We start from the raw sequence: 16,872 nt of genomic DNA, 5'->3' as shown, positions 1-16,872 counted from the left end.
GCTCAAAAACCTCACATTATAAGGGGTACTAAACAGAAAAAGCAGTACCCCGAGTTGGCAGGGAGAAGCGTTCGTGCTGTGTTGTTAACGGCGGGCGAGTAAAATACCCAACACCAGGCCGGCGGCGGCGCCTACGCCAATCCCCTGCCACGGCTTTTCACGGACATAATCATCCGCACGATAGACCGCTTTTTTGGCCTTGTAATAGTATTGATCGGACGCATGACCCACGCGCGTTTTCACATCATGCAGAGCCTGCTCAGCACGCGCTTTTAGCTCAATGTATTTCTGATCGGCCGGATCGCCGGAAGAGCGTAAGACCTCCTCCAGGGTTTCACTCAGCAGGGTCAGATCGTCATCTACATGGTTATCCGATGATTGATAAGACATAGTGTTCTCCATGTGGTTGCATCAGTTCCGTAACTATAGACAATGCTTGACGATTCCGCCTGCTACGCTTGTTGTACCTCTTTCGCCATACCCACGTGCGGAATGCTATCTTCGTCGTAGATATCCGTCACCTGCACAAAGCCAAAACGGGCATAAAAAGTGTGCAGATGCGCCTGCGCCCCGAGGTATAACGCCTTGTCGGGCCAGTTATTTTCGCAGGAACGCAGCGCGTGCTCCATCAGGGCATAGCCCAGCTTCTCGCCCCGCACCTCACGGCTGATAATCACGCGGCCAATCACAACGGGGGAGAAATCGTCGTCACTTTTCAGAATCCTCGCATACGCCACCAGCCGGTTATCTTTCCAGCCGAGGATATGGCGGTTCTCCCCCACCAGGTCTTCGCCGTCAATGTCCTGATAGGGGCAGGTTTGCTCAACGACAAACACCTCACAGCGCAGTTGAAGTAAGGCGTAAAGCACAGGAACGGACAGCTCGCTATGGTGCAGATCTTGCCACTGGATCATTGGGGTCTCCTTATCGTGAGGGGAGCCGTTATACTAATGACTTTTCATCCCCGGTGCAGAGGCTGAGTGCATTATGGAGCTGTTTTTTTTAGGAACATCCGCTGGCGTACCGACCCGTACGCGCAACGTCACCTCAATTTTGCTGGATCTCCAGCACCCCACCCGCGGCGGGCTGTGGATGTTTGACTGCGGCGAAGGCACGCAGCACCAGCTGCTGCGCACCGCCGCGCATCCCGGCAAGCTGGATAAAATTTTCATTACTCACCTGCACGGGGACCACCTTTTTGGCCTGCCGGGGCTGCTCTGCAGCCGCTCGATGGCAGGCAATATCCAGCCGCTGACCATTTACGGCCCGCCCGGTATCCGGGAGTTTGTTGAAACCAGCCTGCGGATCAGCGGCTCGTGGACGGATTATCCCCTCGAGATTATTGAGATCAAACCGGGCGTGGTGTTCAAAGATGATGCCTACACGGTGACCGCCGCGGCGCTCAATCACCCCGTGGAGTGTTACGGTTTTCGCATTGAAGAGCGGGATAAACCCGGCGCGCTGGACGGTGCCGCGCTGATTGCCGCGGGAGTGCCCTTCGGCCCGCTGTTTCAGCAGCTAAAACGCGGCGAAAGCGTCACCCTGGAAGATGGCCGAACCATCAACGGTGCGGCGTATCTCTCCCCGCCCCGTCCGGGTAAGAAGCTGGCCCTCTTCGGGGATACCGCCCCCTGCGACAACGCCCTTGCGCTGGCTCAGGGCGTCGATCTGCTGGTGCATGAGGCCACCCTGGAGGTAGCGATGGAGGAGAAAGCCAATAGCCGCGGCCACAGCTCCACGCATCAGGCGGCCAGGCTTGCCCGCGACGCGCAGGTAAAAAAACTGATCGTCACCCACGTCAGCTCCCGTTACGACGCCGAAGGCTGCGCCATGCTGCTGGCGGAGTGTTGCGCCATCTTTGCTGCCAGCGAGCTGGCAGAAGATTTTGCTACCGTGCGCGTTTAATGCTCTGGTTTTCCCCGAAACTGCCGATAACCCTATCAGGCCGGTATTTTTCACTGAGGGGCAAACATGGATAACTTCCAGAAAGACATTGATGACAGGGCAAATCTTACTCTGTCGAACCGATTTGAGCTGCTGCTGTTTCGTCTTGGCCGCTCAATGAATGAAAACAAATCTGAGCTGTTCGGCATCAACGTCTTTAAGCTTCGCGAGATTGTGCCCATGCCCTCGTTCACCAAACCGGCGGGGATGAAGTCGCCCCTGATGGGTATGGTTAATATTCGCGATCAGGTGATCCCGGTTATCGACCTGGCCGCGGTGGCAGGCTGCAAGCCAACGACGGGGCTGAACATTTTGCTGATCACCGAGTATGCCCGTAGCGTCCAGGCGTTTGCCGTGGAGTCGGTCGAAAATATCATGCGCCTGGACTGGAAGCAGGTGCATGCGGCGGAAACCGCGGTCAGCGGACGCTATATCACCAGTATCGCCTGTCTGGATGAGAAGACGGATACCAACGATCTGGCGATGGTGCTGGACGTTGAGCAGATCCTCTATGACATCACTCCGGCTAACCACGACCTGCATGCTACCGATCTGAAAATCACCAAATTCAATATCAAGCCGGGTGCGGTGGCGATTGTGGCAGAAGACTCCAAAGTGGCGCGCTCAATGCTGGAAAAAGGGCTGCAGGCGATGCAGATCCCGGCGCAGCTGCATATCACCGGCAAAGAGGCCTGGGAGAAGATCGGCGTGCTGGCCGCGCAGGCCCAGGCGGAAGGGGTGCCCATTACCGATAAGATCTCGCTGGTGCTGACCGACCTTGAGATGCCGGAGATGGATGGCTTTACCCTGACGCGCAAAATCAAAACCGACGCCATCCTGAAGGATATTCCGGTGGTGATCCACTCTTCCCTGTCCGGTAACGCCAACGAAGATCATATCCGCAAGGTGAAAGCCGATGGATACGTGGCGAAGTTCGAGCTGAACGAGCTGTCATCGGTGATTGAAGAGGTGCTGGAGCGCGCCAACAAGAAAATCGACGGGCCGCTGATTAGCCGTAAGCAGCTGGCTTAAGCCCGGCGGCGCTTCGCTTGCACGGGCCTACGGTTTTGTAGGCCGGGTAAGCGCAGCGCCACCCGGCAATAAAAAAACCCGCCGAAGCGGGTTTTTTTTTCTGCCGTTTTTACATCAGCGGCATCGCATGCTGCACGATGGTGATCAGCGGCTGCGGATAGATACCGAAGATCAGCACCAGCAGCGCGGAGATGAGCACCACAATACCGCCGGCGCTGTACTGCCAGTTGCCTGGCGCATCGCGGTTGAGCTGCTGAGGCGCACTCAGGTAGAGGCTCACGGCAACGCGCAGGTAGTAGTAGAGACCAATCGCGGAGCCGATAACGACACCCGCCGTCAGCCACCACAGACCGGCCTGCACACCCACTGCCAGCACATAGAACTTCCCGATAAAGCCGAGCGTCATCGGGATACCTGCCAGCGAGAGCATCATCACGGTCATCACCGCGGAGAGGATCGGACGGTGCCAGAACAGACCACGGTAGGAGAAGAGCGAGTCGGCATCCGGGCCACGGTACGGGCTGGACATCAGGCTCACCACGCCGAAGGCGCCGAGGCTGCTGAACAGGTAACCGGCCAGGTAGACACCCACGGTCTCCATGGACATCTGACCGCTCTGCAGGGCAATCAGCGCCACCATCAGATAGCCGAGGTGGGAGATGGAGGAGTAACCGAGCAGACGCTTGATGTTGGTCTGGCTCAGCGCCATCAGGTTACCGAAGATGATGGAGACAAAGGCGATCACGCCCAGCACTACGCGAACCGCTTCGCTGTCACCCACCGGGGCGTAGAGGAACAGACGCATCACCACCCCGAAGATAGCGATCTTGCTCGCCGTCGCCAGGAAGGTGGATACCGGCGCTGGCGCACCCTGGTAGACGTCTGGCGTCCACAGGTGGAACGGCACCAGAGAGAGTTTAAAGCCGAGGCCAACAATCATCATGCCCAGACCCGCCAGCAGCAGCGGCTCATGCAGCATGCCGTCGCCGAGGCTCTTGCCGAGCGCTTCAAATGAGAGGTTACCGGACTGAGCGTAGAGCAGCGCAATACCAAACAGCAGGAAGGACGAAGCAGCAGCAGACAGGATCGTATACTTGATACTCGCTTCCAGAGAGCGCTTCTGGCGGAAGGCATAACCAATCAGGCCGAACAGCGGCAGCGAGATCAGCTCAATACCGAGGAACAGCGCCGCCAGATGGTTGGCATTCGCCAGCAGAATGCCGCCCAGGGCCGCAATCAGAACCAGCAGGTAAAACTCTTCTCTGTTGTCGTTGTACCCTTCCAGCCACGGGTAGGCAAAGGTGCAGGTCGCCAGACTGGCTAACAGCACCAGCCCGGTGTAGAGCATGGCGAAGCCATCAACGCGCATCAGCGGCGTGACGTCCATCGCCCCCGCCTGGCCAACAAACCAGAGGGAGACTAACGCAGCGTTCAGACCCAGAACCGCCAGCGTGGCATTCAGGAAGTGATTGCGTCGCCACGCAATGGAGAGCATCACAACCACCACCGTCAATCCGACGATCAGCAGCGGTAGCAGCGCAATCAGTTGTTGTGGAGTTATTGTCATGGCGATTTACGGCCTTGTAGTAGAAGCAGAATTAACAAACCACTGCTGGATATTACCCATCGCGGAGTGCGAGGTATCCAGAATCGGCTGCGGGAAGAAGCCCAGCAGCACCAGCAGTACGACCAGCAGCAGGATGATGAACAGCTCGCGCAGCGACATCCCCGGCAGTTCTTTGGCAGCGATCTCACTCTTCGCTTTACCGAAGTAAGCGCGGTGCAGCATCGCCAGCGAGTAAACGGAGGCGAACACCAGACCGAAGGTGGAGATGACGGTAATCATCGGTACCACCTTGAAGCTGCCGAACAGGATCATAAATTCGCCAACGAAGTTACCGGTCCCCGGCATCCCCAGCGTGGCAACCGCGAAGAACATCGACATCGCTGGCAGCCACTTAATTTTGCTCCACAGACCACCCATCTGACGCATGTCACGGGTGTGCAGACGTTCGTACAGCTGACCACACAGGATGAAGAGACCGGCTGCGGAGAGACCGTGGGCAATCATCTGGATCACCGCGCCCTGGTAGGCCAGCTGGCTGCCGGTGTAGATAGCAATCAGCACGAAGCCCATGTGGGAAACGGAGGTGTAGGCAATCAGACGCTTGATGTCGTACTGCGTGAAGGCCATCCAGGCACCGTAGAAGATACCGATCACACCGAGCCACATGGCAATCGGCGCAAACTCTGCGGAGGCATTCGGGAACAGCGGCAGCGCGAAACGCAGCAGACCGTAGGCCGCGGTTTTCAGCAGGATACCCGCCAGGTCAACGGAACCCGCCGTTGGTGCCTGGGAGTGCGCATCTGGCAGCCAGCCGTGCAGCGGCACCACCGGCATCTTCACCGCAAACGCAATGAAGAAGCCCAGCATCAGCAGGTATTCTACGCCGTGGGACATTGGGGTCTTCAGCAGGTCCTGATAGTTGAAGGTCCAGACGCCGGTCGCGTTGTAGTGCACGAAGACCAGCGCCAGGATGGCAATCAACATCACCAGACCACTCGCCTGGGTATAGATGAAGAACTTGGTGGCCGCCGTGATACGCGTTTTACCGTCGGATGCCTTATGGCCCCACAGCGCGATCAGGAAGTACATCGGCACCAGCATCATCTCCCAGAAGAAGAAGAAGAGGAACATGTCGATGGCAAGGAACACGCCGATCACGCCGCCCAGGATCCACATCAGGTTCAGGTGGAAGAAGCCCTGGTATTTTTCGATTTCTCGCCAGGAGCAAAGCACCGCCAGAACGCCGAGCAGACCGGTCAGCACCACCATCAGCAGCGACAGACCATCAATCGCCAGATGGATGGTGATACCGAAACGCGGGATCCACGGCAGAATAAATTCAGACTGCCACTGCGGAATGCCCGCAGACTGGGTCAGTGAATAGCCGCCCTGCAACCAGAGTTGCAGACCGAGCGCGAGCGTCAATCCCATGGTGATCAGCGCAATCCAGCGCGGCATCTTCACGCCAAAGCGTTCGGTCTGCCAGCACAGGAACCCACCGATAAAGGGAATTAATATTAGCCAGGGTAGTAACATGGCGATTTGCATTCCTTTTTAAGGCCCCCAGAAGGGGCCTGATTTTCAACGAATTCGAATAAAATTCACTTAACGATCAACGCAATACCATCAGCAGCGCCAGCACCACAACCGCGCCGATGCTCATGGACGCTACATACCAGCGCAGATACCCGTTCTCGCTGAACAGCAGGCCTTTACCTGCCAGGCGGGAAAGGATGGCCGGGATGTTCATTACCGCGTTCAGCGGATCGCGTTTGATAAGCCACGCAATGCCGAGGAACGGTTTCACGAAGATCATGTCGTACAGCCAGTCGAAGCCCCACGCGTTATACCACCAGGTGCCCAGCAGACGGCCCGGCGCACTGTTGGCAACCGAGGTGACCAGGGTACGTTTGCCCAGCCACAGCCATGCCGCAATCAGGATACCCGCGATAGCGACCACACCGGAGGTGATTTCAAGCGTCAGAACGCGACCGTGCTCAAGCTCGGTGGTGTCTGGCAGTACGCCCTGCAGCGGTGGCACAATCATCGCGCCAACGAAGGTGGAGAGTACCAGCAGCACAATCAGCGGCAGGTGGTGGGTAATCCCCTTCCCTGCGTGAGCGTGAATTTGTTCTTTACCGTGGAAGACGATGAAAATCATACGGAAGGTATACAGGGAGGTCATAAACGCACCGACCAGACCCGCAACCATCAGATTGATATGCCCGTTCGCCATGGCCCCCGCCAGGATTTCGTCCTTACTGAAGAAGCCCGCGGTGATCAGCGGCAGTGCCGCCAGCGCCGCGCCGCCCACCAGGAAGCAGACGTAAACCAACGGGATGGACTTACGCAGTCCGCCCATTTTGAAGATGTTCTGCTCGTGGTGGCAGGCCAGGATCACCGAACCGGACGAGAGGAACAGCAGCGCTTTGAAGAACGCGTGCGTCATCAGGTGGAAAATAGCCGCGTCCCACGCCTGTACGCCCAGCGCCAGGAACATGTAACCGATCTGGCTCATGGTGGAGTAAGCGAGAACGCGTTTGATGTCGGTCTGGACCAGCGCGGCAAAGCCTGCCAGCACCAGCGTCACCGCACCGACGATGCCCACCAGATGCAGAATTTCCGGAGTCATCAGGAACAGGCCATGGGTACGCGCAATCAGGTAAACACCGGCGGTCACCATGGTGGCGGCGTGGATCAGCGCGGAGACAGGGGTTGGACCCGCCATCGCGTCGGCAAGCCAGGTCTGCAACGGCAGCTGTGCAGATTTACCCACAGCGCCACCCAGCAGCATCAGGGTTGCCCACCACAGCATATTGTTGCCGGCTTCGAAGTGCGCCGGTGCCAGTTCCACCATCTCGCGGAAGTTCAGCGTGCCCAGCTCGTTGTAGAGAATGAACAGCGCGAAGGCGAGGAAGACGTCACCCACACGGGTCACAACGAACGCTTTCATGGCCGCTGCGCCATTCTTCGGATCGGTGTAGTAGAACCCGATCAGCAGGTAAGAGCAGAGACCCACCCCTTCCCAGCCGAGGTACATCAGCAGCAGGTTATCCGCCAGCACCAGTACCACCATGCTGGCGATAAACAGGTTGGTGTAGGCGAAGAAGCGGGAGTAACCCTCTTCACCGCGCATATACCAGGAGGCGAACATATGGATCAGGAAGCCGACACCGGTGACCACGGAGAGCATGGTCAGAGAGAGACCATCCAGCACCAGGTTAAAACCGATGTTGAAATCACCCACCGACATCCAGGTCCAGAGTGGAACGCTGAAAGCCTGACGTCCGTTATTAAAGAAGTCGATCCCCGCATACGCTGTGACCAGTGCGGCCAGGCCCACAGAGCCCATGCCGATGGTCGCAGAGAGATTCTCAGACCAGCGGCCGCGTGAGAACGACAGCAGCAGGAAGCCAATCAGCGGAAAAATAATGGTTAAGGCAAGCATGTTCATCCACGCAACTCACTTACTGAATCGATGTTCAGGTTCTGGCGGCGACGATGGAGCTGCAGCAACAGCGCCAGGCCAATACTCGCTTCCGCAGCCGCGAGGCTGATAGCGAGAATGTACATCACCTGACCATCGGTCTGGCCCCAGTAGCTACCGGCAACCACAAAGGCCAGCGCGGAAGCGTTGATCATGATCTCCAGGCCAATCAGCATAAACAGCAGATTGCGGCGGATAACCAGACCGGTTAAGCCCAGCACGAATAAAATCGCGGCGAGGATCAGTCCGTGTTGTAAAGGGATCATGCGTGATCCTCCGTTTTTCTTTTCGCGCTGTCGTCCTTACGGTTGCTCAGCACTTCACCCATGCGCTCTTCGCGACCCACGTGGAAAGCAACGACCAGGCCTGCCAGCAGCAGCATCGAGGCCAGTTCCACCGCCAGTACGTATGGCCCAAACAGGGTGACACCCACCGCTTTGGCGCTGATTGGCGTGCCGTCGATACCCTGGTCGTTCACACCCAGAATGGCGTAAACGATCACCGCCAGCATGATGGCCGACAGAATTGCCGGGCCAATCCACACCTGCGGTTGCAGCCACTGACGTTCCTGCTCGATCTCAGAGCCGCCCAGGTTCAGCATCATCACCACGAAGACGAACAGAACCATGATGGCCCCGGCGTAAACGATGATTTCAAGCGCACCGGCAAAGTGTGCGCCCAGCGCAAAGAACACCCCGGAAATAGCCAGCAGCGAAATGATTAAATAGAGCAGCGCATGCACCGGGTTGGTGTGCGTAATCACTCGCAGCGTAGCCAGGATGGCGATCAGGCCACAGATATAAAAAGCGAATTCCATTGCCCCTCTCCTTACGGTAACAGGCTCTTGACGTCGATAGGCTTGGCTTCGTTCTCTGCTTCGCCCTTATCTTTGCCGTCGATTGCCATACCCGCCATCCGGTAGAAGTTATATTCCGGGTATTTGCCCGGACCGGAAATCAGCAGATCCTCTTTCTCGTACACCAGATCCTGACGTTTGAATTCACCCAGTTCGAAATCGGGGGTCAACTGAATCGCCGTGGTCGGGCACGCTTCTTCACACAGGCCGCAGAAGATGCAGCGTGAGAAGTTAATGCGGAAGAACTCAGGGTACCAGCGACCGTCCACCGTCTCTGCTTTCTGCAGAGAGATACAGCCTACCGGACAGGCTACCGCACACAGGTTACAGGCAACGCAGCGCTCCGAACCGTCCGGGTCGCGCGTCAGCACGATACGGCCACGGTAGCGCGGCGGCAGATATACCGGTTCTTCCGGATACATCCGGGTTTCGCGTTTAGAAAACGCGTGCAGGCCGATCATCCAGATACTGCGTACCTGGGTGCCGAAACCTACCAATAATTCTTTTAAGGTCATGATCTCAAAGCCCCTTATGGCTGCTGCCAAAGAATGACAGCCGCCGTTACCAACAAGTTGACGAGCGTCAGCGGCAGGCACACTTTCCAGCCGAAGGACATTACCTGGTCATAACGCGGACGTGGTAATGCAGCGCGAATCAAAATGAACATCATCATGAAGAACGCGGTTTTCAGCGCGAACCAGATGAACGGCGGTAAGAACGGGCCATGCCAGCCACCAAAGAACAGCGTGACCATCAATGCGGAAATGGTGACGATACCGATGTACTCGCCCACGAAGAACAGACCGAACTTCATACCGGAATATTCAATGTGGTAACCGTCAGCCAGTTCCTGCTCGGCTTCTGGCTGGTCAAACGGGTGGCGGTGACACACTGCCACACCGGCGATAGCAAAGGTAACAAAACCAAAGAACTGCGGGATAACGTTCCAGATGTCGGCCTGGTTGTTGACGATGTCGGTCATGTTGAATGAACCGGCCTGCGCCACCACGCCCATCAGGGAGAGACCCAGGAACACTTCGTAGCTGAGCGTCTGCGCAGACGCACGCATCGCACCCAGCAGGGAGTATTTGTTGTTACTGGACCAGCCTGCAAACAGTACCGCGTAAACCGCGAGACCTGCCATCATCAGGAAGAACAGAATGCCGATGTTCAAATCAGCGACCACCCAGGTCGGGCTGACCGGAACGATAGCAAACGCCAGCAGCAGCGAGGTAAAGGCGATCATCGGTGCCAGAGTAAAGATCACGCGATCCGAGAAGCGCGGGATCCAGTCCTCTTTGAAGAACATCTTGATCATGTCCGCGACCAGCTGGAGTGAACCACCCCAGCCCACGCGGTTCGGTCCGTAACGGTTCTGGAACAGACCGAGCAGACGACGTTCACCAAAGCTCATGAACGCACCGCAGGTGACCACCACCAGCAGGATAACAACCGCTTTCAGGATGCTCAGCAGGATATCGATAAGATCCGGCGTTAACCAACTCATGCTTTTGCCTCCTGCAGGTTATCAAGACGCGCGCCGGCCAGCACCGGGGCGATGCCAGGCATACCCATCGGCAGACCCACCTGCCCTGCTGTCAGACCTTCAGAGATAATCAGCGGCAGGCTGATTGTCTGGCCTTCATAGCTAAAGCTGATGTTCGCGCCCGCGTTGACGCCAAGCTTCGCGGCGTCTGCCGGGTTGAGCTTGATGTAAGGCTGCGGCATGCGGGTCTGGAAGACCGGGGAACGCTGTGACAGCTCGTCGCTACCAAACAGATGGTAGTACGGCGCAATACGCCAGTTACCCTCTTCTGCCTGGAAGCGTGCCGGAACGGTGGAGAAGAACGCCAGACCGGTTTCGCTGGCTTCAATCAGGCGTACGCCCGGATCGCCGTGGCGCAGAGAACCACCCACTTCAGCCTGGAACTTGTTCCATGCCTGCGGGGAGTTCCAGCCTGGCGCCCATGCGAATGGGATCTGCGAACGTGGCGCAGACGGCTGGTTGTTCCCTTCCATCGAGAAGGCGAACATGGTGTCTTTATCCTGCGGCTGACGCGGTTCGTGTACGCTGATATTGGCGCGCATTGCAGTACGGCCACTGTAGCGATGCGGTTCACGCGCCAGTTTCTGGCCGCGAATACGGAAGCTCGCTTCCGGCGCCGCATCTTTGATGCCTGCCAGCTGCGGCAGCTTTTCAATAACGGCGTCGATCACGTGGTCGAGCTGCGTCCAGTCCACCTCACGGCTCAGCACGGTGCTGTGCAGGGAGTGCAGCCAGCGCCAGCTTTCCAGCATCAGGGTGGTATTGTCGTAGTAGGCCGGGTCATAAACCTGGAAGAAGCGCTGGGCGCGGCCTTCGTTGTTAATCACCGTCCCGTCGCTTTCCGCGAAGCTTGCCGCAGAGAGCACCAGGTGCGCTTTGTCCATAATGGCGGTGCGCTGATGGTCGATAACCATCACCAGCGGCGCCTTAGAGAGCGCAGCATCTACGCGTGCGGCAGAAGCATGGCGGTGAAGATCGTTTTCAAGTACGACAACGGCATCCGCAGAGCCAGATTCCAGTTCACTCAGCGCCTCTTCCAGAGAGCCGCCGCCGATCATACCCAGACCAATGCTGTTTACCGCACGGGCAATCATGGTTACGCCAACGTCGGCGCCACGGCCTTTCAGCGCTTTGGCCACGTTCGCTGCCGCTTCAATGATCTCGCTGCTGCCGGCGTTGGTACCGGAGATAATCAGGGGTTTCTTCGCACCGGCCAGCGCCTGCACGATAACGTCAACTTTGTTCTGCAGATCGCGATCCAGCTCAACGGCCGGGGCACTGCTGTCCAGGCCGTTAGCAATAGCAAAGCCGAGACGGGCCTGATCTTCCACCGGCGCGCGGTAGGTCCAGGCGGCGATGTCGTCGAGACGGGTGTCATCAACGTTGGTCACGAACAGCGGATGCTTCGCGCGCTGACCGATGTTGAGGATAGCCGCGATCTGCCAGTCAGCCACTTTCTGTGCCGCTGCCATTTCACGCGCTTTCCCTTTCACCGCCTGACGAACCGCCAGGGCTGCGCGAGCGCCGGTCTGGGTCAAATCTTCGCCCAATACCAGTACCGCATCATAGGATTCGATTTCGCGCAGCGCCGGGGTATGGATACCGCCTTCGCGCAGCACTTTCAGCACCAGCTGCAGACGTTCCTGCTCGCCCTGGGCGATACCGGTGTAGAAGTTATCCGCACCCACCAGCTCGCGCAGCGCGAAGTTGCTTTCGATGCTGGCGCGCGGGGAGCCGATACCGATCACTTTCTTCGACTGGCGCAGAATATCCGCCGCGCCCTGCATCGCCTGTTCAGCGTTCAGGGTGATGAAGTCATCGCCACGGCGCTGAACCGGACGACGCGGACGGTCTTTCAGGTTCACATAGCCATAGCCGAAACGACCGCGGTCGCAGAGGAAGTAGTGGTTAACGGTACCGTTGTAACGGTTTTCGATACGACGCAGTTCGCCGTAACGTTCACCCGGGCTGGTGTTACAGCCCAGCGAACACTGCTGGCAGATGCTTGGCGCAAACTGCATGTCCCACTTACGGTTGTAACGCTCGGAGTGAGTTTTATCGGTGAAGACGCCGGTCGGACAGATTTCTACCAGGTTACCGGAGAATTCGCTCTCAAGCGTACCGTCTTCCGGACGACCGAAGTAGACGTTGTCATGCGCGCCATAGACGCCCAGATCCTGACCATCCGCGTAGTCTTTGTAGTAACGCACGCAGCGGTAGCAGGCGATGCAGCGGTTCATTTCGTGAGAGATGAACGGCCCCAGATCCTGGTTACGGTGGGTACGCTTGGTGAAACGGTAACGACGGAAGCTGTGCCCGGTCATCACGGTCATATCCTGAAGGTGGCAGTTACCGCCCTCTTCACAGACCGGACAGTCGTGCGGGTGGTTGGTCATCAACCACTCCACCACGCTTTCGCGGAACTCTTTGGCTTCCGCATCGTCGATAGAAATAAAGGTACCTTCGGCGGCTGGCGTCATACAGGACATTACCAGGCGACCACGCGTGTCTTCCGCGTTTTGATATTGCTTCACCGCACACTGGCGGCAAGCACCGACGCTCCCCAGCGCCGGATGCCAGCAAAAATACGGAATATCAAGGCCGAGAGACAGACAAGCTTCCAGCAGGTTGTCCGCCCCGTTGACCTCATATTCTTTGCCGTCTACATGAATCGTAGCCATTAGCATGCTTCCAGTTGTCTCGGTCGAAACCGAGCGTTAATCAAAATTCTGTTTTTACCAGCGCGCTTTCAGCAGGTTCGGCTGAATCCCATTGATTGAATGGGTATTGCTGAACGGCTGCTTGATGCCTGCTTCGAATTCGTCGCGGAAATACTTAATCGCGCTCTGCAGCGGCTCAACCGCACCTGGCGCATGCGCACAGAAGGTTTTACCTGGGCCCAGGAATCGACACAGTTGCTCAAGTGTCTCGATATCGCCAGGCTGGCCTTCGCCACGCTCAATAGCACGCAGGATCTTCACGCTCCACGGCAGACCGTCGCGGCACGGCGTACACCAGCCGCAGGACTCGCGGGCAAAGAACTCTTCCAGGTTACGCACCAGCGACACCATGCCAATCTCGTGGTCGACGGCCATCGCCAGCGCCGTACCCAGACGGCTGCCTGCTTTACCAATGCTTTCGAATTCCATCGGCAGGTCAAGGTGCGCTTCGGTCAGGAAGTCTGTCCCTGCCCCACCCGGTTGCCAGGCTTTGAATTTCAGGCCATCACGCATACCGCCGGCGTAGTCTTCAAGAATTTCACGGGCGGTGGTGCCGAACGGCAGTTCCCAGACGCCAGGGTTTTTCACGCGGCCGGAGAAGCCCATCAGCTTGGTACCGGCATCTTTACTTGAGGAGATGCCCTGATACCACTCCACGCCGTTGGCGAGGATAGCCGGAACGTTACACAGGGTTTCGACGTTATTCACGCAAGTCGGTTTACCCCATACGCCTGAGCTCGCCGGGAATGGCGGCTTGGAGCGCGGGTTGGCGCGACGCCCTTCCAGAGAGTTAATCAGCGCGGTCTCTTCCCCGCAGATATAACGCCCTGCCCCGGTGTGCACGAACAGCTCGAAGTCGAAACCGGTGCCGAGAATGTTTTTGCCCAGCAGGCCCGCTTCGGTCGCCTCGGCAATCGCGCGACGCAGGTTCTCTGCCGCTTCGATGTACTCGCCGCGCAGGAAGATGTAGCCGCGATAGGCTTTCAGGGCGAAGGCGGAGATCAGCATGCCTTCCACCAGCAGGTGCGGCAGCTGCTCCATAAGCAGGCGGTCTTTATAGGTGCCCGGCTCCATCTCATCGGCGTTACACAGCAGGTAACGGATGTTCATGGATTCGTCTTTTGGCATCAGGCTCCACTTCAGACCGGTGGAAAAGCCTGCGCCGCCGCGCCCTTTCAGGCCAGCGTCTTTAACCGCGTTAACGATCTCATCCGGCGCCATGCCGGAGAGGGCTTTACGCGCCCCGGCATAGCCGTTTTTGCTCTGGTACTCTTCGAGCCATACCGGCTGTTTGTCATCACGCAGACGCCAGGTCAGCGGATGCGTCTCAGCAGTACGAATTACAGTTTTCATTTGTACTGCTCCAGCAGGTCAGGAATGGCTTCCGGCGTCAGATAACTGTGAGTGTCCTCATCAATCATCATGGTCGGCCCCTTGTCGCAGTTACCCAGGCAGCAGGTTGGCAGCAGGGTAAAACGACCGTCAAAGGTGGTCTGGCCCGGCTTGATATTGAGCTTCTTCTCAATCGCAGCCTGAATGCCCTGATAACCAGTGATATGGCATACCACGCTGTCGCAGTAGCGGATCACGTGACGGCCTACCGGCTGACGGAAGATCTGGCTGTAGAACGTAGCCACGCCTTCGACGTCGCTCGCCGGAATACCCAGCACTTTTGCAATCTCATAGATCGCGCCATCCGGCACCCAACCACGCTGTTTCTGTACGATTTTCAGCGCTTCAATGGACGCCGCACGCGGGTCTTCGTAGTGGTGCATCTCGTGCTGAATGGCGGCACGCTCTGCTTCACTCAGCTCAAAAGCCTCGGTTTGTGGTTGTTGATTCTCGTGCATAATTAGCGGTCCACATCTGACATAACAAAATCGATACTACCCAGATACACAATCAGGTCAGAGACCAGACTGCCGCGAATGGCTGACGGGATCTGCTGCAGGTGCGGGAAGCTTGGCGTACGTACACGGGTACGGTAGCTCATGGTGCTGCCGTCGCTGGTCAGGTAGTAACTGTTGATACCCTTGGTCGCTTCAATCATCTGGAAGGATTCTTGCGCCGGCATGACCGGGCCCCAGGAAACCTGCAGGAAGTGCGTGATCAGGGTTTCGATATGCTGCAGCGTGCGCTCTTTCGGTGGCGGCGTGGTCAGCGGGTGATCCGCCTTGAACGGGCCTTCCGGCATGTTGTTGAGGCACTGCTCAAGGATGCGCAGGCTCTGGCGCAGCTCTTCCACTTTCAGCATCACGCGGGTGTAGCAGTCGGAAACACCGCCGCCCAGCGGCACTTCAAAGTCGAAGTTTTCATAGCCAGAGTAAGGACGCGCTTTACGCACGTCGAAATCGATACCGGTGGCGCGCAGGCCAGCACCGGTGGTGCCCCACTCCAGCGCCTCTTTCGCGCCATAGGCAGCAACGCCCTGGGAACGGCCCTTCAGGATGGAGTTACGCAGCGCGGCTTTCTCATACGAGGCCAGACGTTTCGGCATCCAGTCGAGGAATTCACGCAGCAGACGATCCCAGCCGCGCGGCAGGTCATGCGCGACGCCGCCAATACGGAACCAGGCCGGGTGCATACGGAAACCGGTGATCGCTTCCACCAGATCGTAAATCTTTTGACGGTCGGTAAAGGCGAAGAAGACCGGGGTCATCGCGCCGACGTCCTGAATGAAGGTGGAGATGTAGAGCAGGTGGCTGTTGATACGGAACAGTTCAGAGAGCATAACGCGAATCACGTTAACGCGATCCGGCACGGTGATGCCTGCCAGTTTCTCAACGGCCAGCACGTACGGCATTTCGTTTACGCAGCCGCCGAGGTACTCGATACGGTCGGTGTACGGAATGTAGCTGTGCCAGGATTGACGCTCACCCATCTTCTCGGCACCACGGTGGTGGTAGCCGATGTCTGGCACGCAGTCGACGATCTCTTCACCATCAAGCTGCAGAATAATACGGAACGCACCGTGCGCGGAGGGGTGGTTTGGACCGAGGTTGAGGAACATGAAGTCCTCGTTGTCGGTGCTGCGCTTCATGCCCCAGTCTTCCGGCTTGAAGGTCAGCGCTTCCATCTCCAGATCCTGCTTGGCTTTGGTCAGCTCAAACGGGTCGAATTCGGTGGCGCGCGCCGGGTAGTCTTTACGCAGCGGGTGACCGGTCCAGGTCTGCGGCATCATAATGCGCGTCAGATGCGGGTGGCCATCGAAGGTCATGCCAAACATTTCCCAGGTTTCACGCTCATACCAGTTAGCGTTCGGGAAGAGTTTGGTGATCGTCGGCAGATGCATGTCGTTTTCAGACAATGCCACCTTGAGCATGATATCCGTGTTGCGGTCTATTGAGATCAGGTGGTAGAAAACGGAAAAATCCGCCGCGGGTAAACCCTGGCGGTGAGTACGCAGACGTTCGTCCATGCCGTGTAAGTCAAACAGCATGACGTAAGGTTTAGGCAGTTTCTTGAGGAAATCAACCACTTCCAGTAACTGCTCACGCTTCACCCAAACAACGGGTACCCCGGTGCGGGTGGCCTGAACAGTAAAGGCATCCGGCCCAAAACGGTTGCGCAGTTCGCCGATGACCGGGTCATCCAGATGATCCCGTGTTTGCCAGGCGGCGTCTTGCGCGGTTAAGTCGGTCATAGTGTTCACCATTGCAAAAGGTCCGTGGTGACTGTTGGGCGTGGCTTCGCGCTATTTGAATAGTGATATGCGAAGGT

Annotated in this window: 15 protein-coding genes; 2 read left to right on the top strand and 13 right to left on the bottom strand. The window is 57.6% G+C overall.

Going from position 1 to position 16,872, the window contains the following annotated elements; all coding sequences use genetic code 11:
- Positions 1 to 84: 84 nt before the first annotated feature.
- A complete protein-coding gene (elaB, locus tag ACT3IC_RS16330; protein ID WP_103180450.1) occupies positions 85 to 390 on the bottom strand; it encodes a stress response protein ElaB in 306 nt (101 codons plus the stop codon).
- A gap of 62 nt (positions 391 to 452) precedes the next feature.
- Positions 453 to 914, bottom strand: coding sequence for a GNAT family N-acetyltransferase (locus ACT3IC_RS16325; protein ID WP_159339621.1), 462 nt, complete (start codon positions 912 to 914; stop codon positions 453 to 455).
- A 73-nt stretch (positions 915 to 987) separates the two neighbouring features.
- Here ACT3IC_RS16325 and rnz point away from each other — a divergent pair, with 73 nt between their 5' ends.
- Both rnz and ACT3IC_RS16315 read left to right on the top strand, forming a co-directional pair.
- On the top strand, positions 988 to 1,905 hold the full coding sequence (gene rnz / locus ACT3IC_RS16320) for a ribonuclease Z (protein WP_103180454.1): 918 nt from the start codon (positions 988 to 990) through the stop codon (positions 1,903 to 1,905).
- 66 nt (positions 1,906 to 1,971) lie between these two features.
- Positions 1,972 to 2,976, top strand: coding sequence for a chemotaxis protein (locus ACT3IC_RS16315; RefSeq protein ID WP_103180456.1), 1,005 nt, complete (start codon positions 1,972 to 1,974; stop codon positions 2,974 to 2,976).
- Between the two features lie 109 nt (positions 2,977 to 3,085).
- Here the strand turns inward: ACT3IC_RS16315 and nuoN are convergent, their stop codons facing one another.
- The 11 genes from nuoN to nuoC all read right to left on the bottom strand — a co-directional run bounded on the left by nuoN (position 3,086) and on the right by nuoC (position 16,807).
- Positions 3,086 to 4,543, bottom strand: a complete 1,458-nt coding sequence (nuoN, locus tag ACT3IC_RS16310) for an NADH-quinone oxidoreductase subunit NuoN (RefSeq protein WP_103180457.1) — start codon at positions 4,541 to 4,543, stop codon at positions 3,086 to 3,088.
- 6 nt (positions 4,544 to 4,549) lie between these two features.
- Complete coding sequence (gene nuoM / locus ACT3IC_RS16305; RefSeq protein WP_156654950.1) at positions 4,550 to 6,079, bottom strand: NADH-quinone oxidoreductase subunit M; 1,530 nt, start codon at positions 6,077 to 6,079, stop codon at positions 4,550 to 4,552.
- A 76-nt stretch (positions 6,080 to 6,155) separates the two neighbouring features.
- A complete protein-coding gene (gene nuoL, locus ACT3IC_RS16300; protein WP_156654951.1) occupies positions 6,156 to 7,997 on the bottom strand; it encodes an NADH-quinone oxidoreductase subunit L in 1,842 nt (613 codons plus the stop codon).
- Entirely contained in the window at positions 7,994 to 8,296 is a 303-nt protein-coding gene (gene nuoK / locus ACT3IC_RS16295) for an NADH-quinone oxidoreductase subunit NuoK (RefSeq protein WP_049841347.1), read from the bottom strand. Before nuoK ends, nuoL begins: the two co-directional genes overlap by 4 nt.
- Positions 8,293 to 8,847 carry an NADH-quinone oxidoreductase subunit J gene (nuoJ, locus tag ACT3IC_RS16290; protein WP_103180463.1) on the bottom strand — a complete coding sequence of 185 codons (555 nt, stop codon included), beginning with the start codon at positions 8,845 to 8,847 and terminating at the stop codon, positions 8,293 to 8,295. Before nuoJ ends, nuoK begins: the two co-directional genes overlap by 4 nt.
- Before the next feature lie 11 nt (positions 8,848 to 8,858).
- Positions 8,859 to 9,401, bottom strand: coding sequence for an NADH-quinone oxidoreductase subunit NuoI (gene nuoI / locus ACT3IC_RS16285; RefSeq protein ID WP_103180465.1), 543 nt, complete (start codon positions 9,399 to 9,401; stop codon positions 8,859 to 8,861).
- A 14-nt stretch (positions 9,402 to 9,415) separates the two neighbouring features.
- Entirely contained in the window at positions 9,416 to 10,393 is a 978-nt protein-coding gene (gene nuoH, locus ACT3IC_RS16280; protein WP_039030977.1) for an NADH-quinone oxidoreductase subunit NuoH, read from the bottom strand.
- Positions 10,390 to 13,113, bottom strand: coding sequence for an NADH-quinone oxidoreductase subunit NuoG (gene nuoG / locus ACT3IC_RS16275; RefSeq protein ID WP_139156354.1), 2,724 nt, complete (start codon positions 13,111 to 13,113; stop codon positions 10,390 to 10,392). The genes nuoH and nuoG overlap by 4 nt, the downstream gene beginning before the upstream one ends.
- A 54-nt stretch (positions 13,114 to 13,167) precedes the next feature.
- A complete protein-coding gene (gene nuoF / locus ACT3IC_RS16270) occupies positions 13,168 to 14,505 on the bottom strand; it encodes an NADH-quinone oxidoreductase subunit NuoF (protein ID WP_103180470.1) in 1,338 nt (445 codons plus the stop codon).
- Positions 14,502 to 15,002, bottom strand: a complete 501-nt coding sequence (gene nuoE, locus ACT3IC_RS16265) for an NADH-quinone oxidoreductase subunit NuoE (RefSeq protein WP_159339623.1) — start codon at positions 15,000 to 15,002, stop codon at positions 14,502 to 14,504. The genes nuoF and nuoE overlap by 4 nt, the downstream gene beginning before the upstream one ends.
- 2 nt (positions 15,003 to 15,004) lie before the next feature.
- Complete coding sequence (nuoC, locus tag ACT3IC_RS16260) at positions 15,005 to 16,807, bottom strand: NADH-quinone oxidoreductase subunit C/D (protein WP_103180472.1); 1,803 nt, start codon at positions 16,805 to 16,807, stop codon at positions 15,005 to 15,007.
- Positions 16,808 to 16,872: the final 65 nt, after the last annotated feature.

Source organism: Leclercia sp. GHBNCSD (assembly GCF_055805075.1).
Note: the sequence above shows the minus strand (reverse complement) of the source record. Positions and strands in the feature narration are given on the sequence as shown.